The organism is Roseisolibacter sp. H3M3-2, assembly GCF_029211165.1.
In the GTDB taxonomy this organism is placed as follows: Bacteria; Gemmatimonadota; Gemmatimonadetes; order Gemmatimonadales; family Gemmatimonadaceae; genus Roseisolibacter.
The window spans coordinates 1-731 of sequence record NZ_JARGEK010000756.1 but is presented as its reverse complement, the minus strand read 5'-3'; the positions used below and the strand labels follow the sequence as shown (position 1 = coordinate 731).

Annotated in this window: 1 protein-coding gene and 1 pseudogene; both read left to right on the top strand. The window is 64.8% G+C overall.

From position 1 onward, the window contains the following. Nucleotides 1-241: pseudogene (locus tag PYV61_RS26220) on the top strand (hypothetical protein); the annotation flags it as partial. Next, nucleotides 238-731: hypothetical protein (locus tag PYV61_RS26215; RefSeq protein ID WP_275836834.1), on the top strand; the 494-nt coding region annotated here is incomplete at its 3' end. The pseudogene PYV61_RS26220 and the gene PYV61_RS26215, both read left to right, overlap by 4 nt.

Genomic DNA, 731 nt, shown 5'->3' with positions numbered 1-731 from the left:
CCTGTCGATCGTGCATCTCGGCCGCCGATATCTTCACCTCGCGAGCGCGGCGATCGCGGACGCCACCGGCAAGATCGAAATCCCGATCGAACCGATGCTCCGGATCTTCCCCGAAGATGGCGACGTCGTCGAAATCGCCAAGCCGATAATCGAAGGCTTCGTCTCGGGCGACAGCACGCGGTGGAAGCTGCTGCGCGCGCCCTATCACGAGATCGGCTTTCGGATCGAGGAAGCCGAATGAGCGCGTTTACGCCACAGATGCAGGCGGCGCTCGGTGAGCGCATCGTCACGATCTTCGGTGCGGTCGAGATGCTCTTGCCGGAGCATGAGCTGCGGCTGCTGAGTAGCGCCGGCGCCGTGTCGTTCGGTGGCCATCGCTTCGTTGGTCGAGATCCGACCTTCGGCGCGATCGACTCGATCGACGTGCTGGACGACGGCGTTGGCGACGAGGCGCCGGAAATCACCATCACGCTCAACCCTGCCGGAGACGCGGCGGCCACGACGCTCTCCAGCCCGGCCATGCAGGGCGCGCTCACATCGTTCTGGATCGGCGCAGTCGACCCGCTCAGCGGTGCCGTCATCCCGGACCCGCTCAACGTGTTCCTCGGCACCGTCGATGTGCCGACGATCCGCAGCTCGGCCGAAGGGCGAAAGCTCGAACTCAGCGTGGTGTCCGCCTTCGAGGAGTTCTTCATGGACGACGAAGGCGCTCGGCTCTCCGACACTTTTCA